3 protein-coding genes and 1 pseudogene are annotated in these 7758 nt (G+C 70.1%); 2 read left to right on the plus strand and 2 right to left on the minus strand.

All coding sequences use genetic code 11. The features are described 5' to 3' along the window. The first annotated feature begins 31 nt into the window (after positions 1 to 31). Positions 32 to 1267: pseudogene (locus AB0H81_RS29385) on the plus strand (RNA-guided endonuclease TnpB family protein). On the opposite strand, the gene AB0H81_RS29390 reads toward AB0H81_RS29385, so the two are convergent. Next, the gene (locus AB0H81_RS29390) at positions 1257 to 2324 is read right to left on the minus strand and encodes a glucose-1-phosphate thymidylyltransferase (protein WP_358381049.1); all 1068 of its coding nucleotides are present in this window, start codon (positions 2322 to 2324) and stop codon (positions 1257 to 1259) included. The pseudogene AB0H81_RS29385 and the gene AB0H81_RS29390 overlap by 11 nt on opposite strands. Positions 2325 to 2326: 2 nt before the next feature. Then, a complete protein-coding gene (locus AB0H81_RS29395; RefSeq protein ID WP_358381051.1) occupies positions 2327 to 3781 on the minus strand; it encodes a sugar transferase in 1455 nt (484 codons plus the stop codon). Between the two features lie 346 nt (positions 3782 to 4127). On the opposite strand from AB0H81_RS29395, the gene AB0H81_RS29400 reads away from it, so the two are divergent. Next, a complete protein-coding gene (locus AB0H81_RS29400) occupies positions 4128 to 7667 on the plus strand; it encodes a protein kinase (protein WP_358381053.1) in 3540 nt (1179 codons plus the stop codon). The last annotated feature ends 91 nt before the right edge of the window (positions 7668 to 7758 follow it).

Raw genomic sequence — 7758 nt, forward strand, 5'->3', positions numbered from 1 at the left:
CGAGACAAGGAATCTTGCGAGACTGTGGGGTGTGGCGCAGATCGTGAAGCGGTCCTACAAGTACCGCTTCCATCCGACCGTGGAGCAGGCCGTTGAGCTCGCCCGGACGTTCGGCTGCGTGCGCCTGGTCTACAACCGGGCACTTGAGGAGCGGACCCGCGCCTTCGGGCTGGAAGGCCGTCGCGTCTCCTACGCGGAGTCCTCGGCGGCGCTCACCCGATGGAAGAAGACCCCCGAACTGGCGTTCCTCGGCGAAGTGTCTTCGGTGCCGTTGCAACAGGCACTGCGCCACCTTCAGGCCGCCTTCGCGAACTTCTTCGCCAAGCGAGCCAACTACCCGACCTTCAAGTCCCGCAAGCGGTCCCGCCTCAGCGCCGAGTACACCCGTTCCGCCTTCCGCTGGCGAGACGGCCGGTTGACGCTGGCCAAGATGGACGCGCCGCTGGACATCGTGTGGTCGCGTCCGCTGCCGCAGGGCGCCCAGCCGTCCACCGTGACGGTGTCGAAGGACCCGGCCGGCAGGTGGTTCGTGTCCATCCTGGTGGAGGAAACGATCCGCCCCCTGGAGCCGGTCGCGGACGCGGTCGGGGTGGACGCCGGGATCACCGCCCTGGCGACGCTGTCCACCGGCGAGAGGATCGCCAACCCGCGTCACGAGCTGCGCGACCGGCTCAGGCTCGCTCGTGCGCACCAGGCGCTGGCCCGTAAGGTCAAGGGGTCGGCCAACCGGGAGAAGGCGCGGCTGAAGGTGGCCCGCGTGTGCGCCCGTATCGCCGACCGTCGCCGCGATGGCCTGCACAAGCTCACCACTCGGCTCGTCCGTGAGAACCAAACGGTCGTGATCGAGAACCTCACCGTCCGTAGCATGGTCAAGAACCGGCGGGTCGCCCGCGCCATCTCTGATGCGTCGTGGCGGGAGATGCGGTCGATGCTGGAGTACAAGACGGTCTGGTACGGGCGGAAACTGGTCGTGATCGACCGCTGGTTCCCCTCCTCCAAGCTGTGCTCGGCGTGCGGCATCATGCAGGAACAGATGCCACTGGAGGTCCGCGACTGGCAGTGCTCCTGCGGCGCCCGTCACGACCGCGACGTCAACGCCGCCAGGAGCATCCTCGCCGCCGGGCTGGCGGAGAGGTGAAACGCCTGTGGAGCTGGTGTAAGACCTCAACGGAAACCTCCGAGCGGGCAACCGGCGGTGAAGCAGGAACCCCGACCGGCGACGGTCGGAATCCCTTCTCCTGAAGAAGTGGATGAAGTCAAGAACTGATCTGCACCTTGCTGTGATCGCCCAGCACGAGGCGGTGGGCTCGGGGAGAGGCGGTCGCGGGCGTCACCTCGACGTCGTGGCCGATGAGCGACGACTCGATCCGGCTGACGCCGCGGATGGAGCTGCGGGGTAACACGATCGAGTACTCGATCTCGGCGCGTTCGATGACGCAGTCCGCCCCGATGGAGGTGAACGGGCCGACGTAGCCGTCCTCCACGCGGGCGCCCGGGCCGATGACGGCCGGGCCGACCACGCGGGAGCGCGCCACCACGGCGCCCGGCTCGACGACGACCCGGCCGATCAACTCGCTGGCCGCGTCGACCGAGCCGCTGACCCGCGGCTCCAGCGACTCCAGGACCAGGCGGTTGACCTCCAGCATGTCGGCGACGTTGCCGGTGTCCTTCCAGTACCCGGAGATCACCGAGGACTCCACGGGCAGGCCGGCCTCGATCAGCCACTGGATCGCGTCGGTGATCTCCAGCTCGCCCCGCCAGGACGGCTTGAGCTCGGCCACCGCCTCGTGGACGGCCGGGGTGAACAGGTAGACGCCGACCAGCGCGAGGTCGCTCTTGGGCCGGGCCGGCTTCTCCTCCAGGCCGACGACGCGGCCCCGTTCGTCGAGCTCGGCGACGCCGAACTGGCGCGGGTCGCTGACCTTGGTCAGCATGATCTGCGCCGCGGGCCGCTCGCGGGCGAACCGGCGCACGATGCCGTCGATGCCGCCGACGATGAAGTTGTCGCCGAGGTACATGACGAAGTCGTCGTCGCCCAGGTAGTCGCGGGCGACGAGCACGCCGTGCGCCAGCCCGAGCGGCGCCTCCTGGCGCAGGTAGGTCACCTCCAGCCCGAACGCCGAGCCGTCGCCGACGGCCGCCTCGATCTCCGCCTGGGTGTCGCCGACGACCAGGCCCACCTCCCGGACGCCGGTCTCCGCGATCGCCTCCAGGCCGTAGAACAGCACCGGCTTGTTCGCCACGGGGACGAGCTGCTTGGCGGAGGTGTGGGTGATGGGCCTCAGCCGGGTGCCCGCCCCTCCGGCGAGCACGAGTGCTTTCACCGCTAGTAAGCCCCTTCTCCGCGGGTGACGACGGACCAGGTCTTCCACAGGATCTGCAGGTCGAGGACGAGCGACCAGTTCTCCACGTACCGCAGGTCGAGTCGGACGGATTCCTCCCAGGTTAAGGTGGAACGTCCGCTGACCTGCCAGAGTCCGGTCATGCCCGGCTTGACCACGAGCCGGCGGCGCACGTCCGCGCCGTACTGCGCGACCTCCTCCGGCAGCGGCGGGCGCGGGCCGACGAGCGACATCTCGCCGCGGACCACGTTGAGCAGCTGCGGGACCTCGTCGATGGAGTATCGGCGCAGGAAGGCGCCCACCCGGGTGATCCTTGGATCGTTCCGTATCTTGAACAGCACGCCGTCCAGCTCGTTGTCCTGGAGGAGCGACCGCTTGAGCCGCTCCGCATCCACCACCATGGTCCGAAATTTCACGACCCGGAATTCTTTGCCACCTCTGCCGACGCGGGTCTGGTAGAACAGCGCCGGGCCGGGGCTGGTCATGCGGACCAGCAGCACGACGGCCGCCAGCGGCACCGCCATGACCAGCAGCGCCAGACCCGCCACGCACCGGTCGAACACGCTCTTGACCACCTGCTTGGCGCCGTCGAACTCGGGATGCTCCACGTGCAGCAGCGGCATCCCGGCCACCGGCCTGATGCTGATGCGCGGGCCGGCCACGTCCATCAGCGCCGGAGCCACGAACAGGTCGGTCCGCTCGGTCTCCAGGCTCCACGCCAGCCTGCGCAGCGCCACGCCGTCCATCTCGGGGCAGGTCAGCACCGCCACCGCGTCGGCCCCCACCCGCGCCACCGCCTCCGACACCTCGCCGAAGGAACCCAGGACGGGGATGCCTTCGAGGTCGTCGTCCATGCGATCGGGCGGCAGGCACGCTCCAACGACCCGCATGCCGTGGTGCGGCTGACCCCTGAACTGCATCACCAGGTCGAGGATCGCCTCGCGGTGTCCCACCGCGACCACCTGGCGCAGGTACTCGCCGACCGCCCGCCGGCGGTGCAGGCGTTTGCGCATTCTGTAGCGGAAGTACAGCGTGGACAGCAGCGCCAGCGGGAGCATCGCCATGACGAAACTCCGCGCGACCGCCGTCTGCGTGGCGTAGGCGCCGATGGCCACGAACGCCATCAATGCCGCCCCGCCGTTGAAGACCGCCCTGAACTCCTCCATCCCCTCGCCGTGCGCGCGTTCCCGGTGCGCGCCGCCCATCATCAGCGCGACGGGCCAGGCGACGACCAGCCCGACGCCGAGCGCGTACTCGGCGACCGGGATGAACGCGCCGTACAGGAGCCGCACCCCCAGCACGCACACGCATGCGCCGAGCGCGCAGGCGACGTCACCTCCCCAAAGAATCCGCAGGTACGCCCGCGTCCAGATGCTCGACGCGTGGTGCGGAACGGCCTCGAGGAGCGCGACATCGGACTCCTCAATCCCCACCCTCATAACACCACCCTGGCAACTCTGTGCACCGCTTTACCCTGACGTTCTCCGTACACTTCTGGATGAGATGTCTCGTTAGTACACATCAAGGGCGGCGACCCCCACTAAAGAGTAAAGATCGATTCCGTAGTGGGGAATAACGACATATGTCCACAAGTGGACGCCGGTTGCGGGGTTCGAGGGGTTGACGGCTAGATCAGTCCGTGTAAGTACGCGGTGGGATGAATGCGATATTCCCCGACTTAAAGCGGCAATTACGGCCGAGTTACGGGCGGGCCGCTCGTGGGCGATCTGGGGGGATGTGGGGCTGTCCGCGAACTCTTCGGTGATCTCGCACATCCAAGCTCCTGTGACTCTTGTTACGGGGGATCCCACGCGGATCGGCGATTACTGGCTGGCCGGAAGGCTCGGCTCGGGCGGCCAGGGAGTGGTCTACGAGGCCTACGACCCGGCCGGGCGCCGGGTGGCGATCAAGATGCTGCACGGCGGCGACGTGGGCCTCCTGCAGCGCGAGGCCACCGCGGCCCAGCGGGTCTCCTCCTTCTGCACGGCCGGCGTGATCGGGGCCGATCTCACCGGGCCCCGGCCGTACCTCGTCAGCGAGTACGTGGAAGGGCCCAGCCTGGGCGCCGCCGTGCGGGACGGCAGGGTCTTCACCCCCGGTGAACTGCACCGGCTCGCGACCGGCGTCGCCACCGCGCTGACCGCCATCCACGACGCCGGCGTGATCCACCGCGACATGAAGCCGGACAACGTGCTGCTCGGCCCCGACGGCCCCCGGGTGATCGACTTCGGGCTCGCGCGGACGCTGGAGATGTCACTGACCGCGACCGGCCTGATCTCCGGCACTCCCACGTACATGGCGCCCGAGGTGTTCACGGGCGAGCGGGCGGGAGCCCCGGCGGACGTGTTCGCGTGGGGCGGGATCATGCTGTTCGCCGCCACCGGCAAGGACCCGTTCAAGGCCGAAACCCTGGGCGCGGTCATGCACCAGGTCATGTCGGTCGAACCGGACCTCACCTGCCTGCCGGAACCGCTCCGCCCGCTGGTCCATGCCGCGCTGCGCAAGGACCCGATGGAGCGGCCCACGGCCCGGGCCCTGCTGCTCGCCCTGATCAGCGGCGACGGGCGGCTCGACACGGCCCGGCTCCTCGCCGAGGGAGGCCGGGCGTCCCACCTCGCCACGGAGGCGCGCGACCCCGGCCTCGGCCCGCTCGCGGAAGAGGCCTACGGCATGCTCGGCCCCGCCGACCGCGAGCAGGCCGCGCAGGTGTTCCTGCGGCTGGTCACGGTGGACGAGGACGGCGAGCTGTCGTTGCGGCGGGCCCGCCTGAGCGAGTTCCCGGAGGCGCGGGGCGTGCTGCGCGTGTTCGCCTACCTGCTGGAGGTCAACGGCGACGAGGTACGGCTGACCCGGCCCGCCCTGCCCCACGCGTGGCCCCGGCTGCGCGGCTGGATCGAGGCCAACCGGGACGGCCTCGCCGCCCACCGGGACATCATGACCGCGGCCCGGCGATGGGACGACGGCGGCCGGCGCGACGGCGACCTGCTCACCGGGCGCTCGCTGGAGACCGCGCTGCAGTGGGCCGCCACCGGCCGGCGGGACATCACGCTGGTCCGCGCCGAGCGCGACTTCCTGGACGCGGGGGCCGCGCTCGGCCGCCGCCGGGCCCGCAGGAGCCGGATGCTGTCCTTGAGCCTGGCCGTGCTCCTCGTGGCCTCGCTGGCCGCGACCGGGGTGGCGGTCTGGCAGAGCCGGGTGGCCAACGACCGGTTCCGCATGGCGGAGGCCGCCAGGATCGCGGCCGCCGCCGGGACGATCCGCGCCACCGACCCGCGCCTCGGCGACCTGCTCAGCGTCGCGGCCTGGCGGCTCGACCCGACCCCGCAGACCCGTAAGGCCATGAACGACTCCCTCGCCAAGCGCGAGACCGCGATGTTCCAGGACCCGGTGACCGGCCCCGACACGCTGCGGACCCTGAGCGCGGACAGCAGGACCCTGGTCAGCGTCAGCGGCGGCCAGGCACGGCTGTGGGACGTGGTCCGCCGCGTCCAGATCGGGCAACTGCGGCTGGACGTAGCGGGCACGCCGATCGACGTGGCGCTGAGCCCGTCCGGCGCGGTGCTCGCGGTCCTGACCGGCAAGGGCGCGTACGCCTGGGACGTGAAGACCGGCAAGTCCAGGGGCGCCTGGAAGTTCGACAAGTCCATCGGCGGTGACGCGTCCGATGGGGCCGCCGTCCGGTTCGGCACGGTGGACCGCTATGTCATGGTGCGCCGGGACGGTCCCGGCGACATGTTCTGGGACCTGCGGACCGGCCGGAACGTGAAGGTCCCCGGTTTCTGGAACGGCGCGATGACGCCCGACGGATCGGCGATCTTCAGGCAGTACCGCGACATCAAGACGATCGGCAGATTCGCGCTGCCCAGCCTGAAGCTCACCGGCACGAGACCGGCGCAGGAGCCGTGCAAGTACTGCCCCGACCCGCTGGCGGTCACCAAGAAGGGAGAGCTGCTGGAGGTGCTGCCGAGGTGGCGGCTCGGTGTCACCGACCTGGCGGACCCGGACAACTCCACAGCCGGCACATTGATCAACGACGGCCCCGCCACCTGGAACGGGGGACGCGTGATCTTCAGCCATGACGAGAGACTGTTCGCCTCGGCGACGGACAAGGAGATCCAGCTCTGGGGCGAGGGGACGCTCCTCGCCACGCTGACCGTCCGCTCCGCGTCCGACGAGACCTCCGCCTGGGTGGCCGAGGCGATGTCGCCCCAGCCGAGATTCGACCCCAGCGGGAAGGTGCTGCGCTACCTCAGTGAGGACCGGGTGTTCTCCCTCGACGTCTCCTCGCTCAGCAGAGCGGGCGACCCGGAGTCCAGCACGGTGGCGGTCAGCCCGGACGGCACGACGAGTGTGGAGTTCCACGGCACCGACGTGTACCTGCGCAACGCCAAGAGGCGCGACCTGCTGCTGCGCGGCAGCGAAAACAGCGATTCCTCCGTCCTCTTCACCGGTGCCGCCTTCAGCCGCGACGGCAGGACGATCGCGTTCACCACCTTCGAGGCCACCGCGGTGGGCCGCGACGACTTCACGAACATCACCCACCTGCGCATCCACGACGCCGCCACCCGCAAGGAGATCAAGCGGCTCAAGGTGAGCGACGACGATGAGGGGTTCCTGGCGGGCTACAGCCCCGACGGTAGCAAGGTCGCGGTGCTGCTCACCCAGGTGGAGGACTCGACGAGGTCCACGCTCCAGGTGTGGGACTGGAAGGCTGGCCGCGCCCTGTGGTCGGCCAGGATGACCAGGCTGAAGGACGTCGCCTTCAGCCCCGACGGGACCAGGCTGGCCGTGCTGGGGCAGGAGTCCCGTCTGCTGGACGCGGCCACCGGGAAGCCCGCCGGCCCGGTGCTGCGGGCCGGCGGCCGCACGACCAGCCTGGTGTACGGCGCTTTCACCCGGTCCGGGGAGCTCGTCACAGCGGACAACCGTGGCCGCCTCGCCGTCTGGAACCGCGAGGGCTCGCCCCGGACGGTCATCAGTGGCACCTCCGGCAGCCCGACGGCACCGCTCGCCGTATCACCGAAGGAGGACCTGGCCGCCCTCGTGGGCGGCGACGGCAAGGTCCGCCTCTACGACCTGGCGCGCGGGCAGTACGTCGGCGCTGTCCTGGACGACGACAGGGGGAACGTCCAGCGGGCGTCCTTCACCTCCGACGGCACCCGCCTGATCACCTTCGACCAGGTCGACCTTCGGCACGAGTATCCCGTCGCGCCCCCGGCCGTGGCCGAAGCCCTGTGCGCCCGCTTCGGACGCACCCTGACGGAGCAGGAGTGGACGGCCAACCTGCCGGAGGTGGCGCCGGTCTCCGTGTGCGGGGACCGCTAGGAGCTGTTTCCTGGATCAGGTCCGGAGCCAGATAGCCAAGGCGGCGACGGTGACGGTTCCCAGGAAGATGTAGGCGCGCTTGTCGTAGCGG

This window comes from Nonomuraea sp. NPDC050691 (genome assembly GCF_040654455.1).
Taxonomy (GTDB): domain Bacteria; phylum Actinomycetota; class Actinomycetes; order Streptosporangiales; family Streptosporangiaceae; genus Nonomuraea.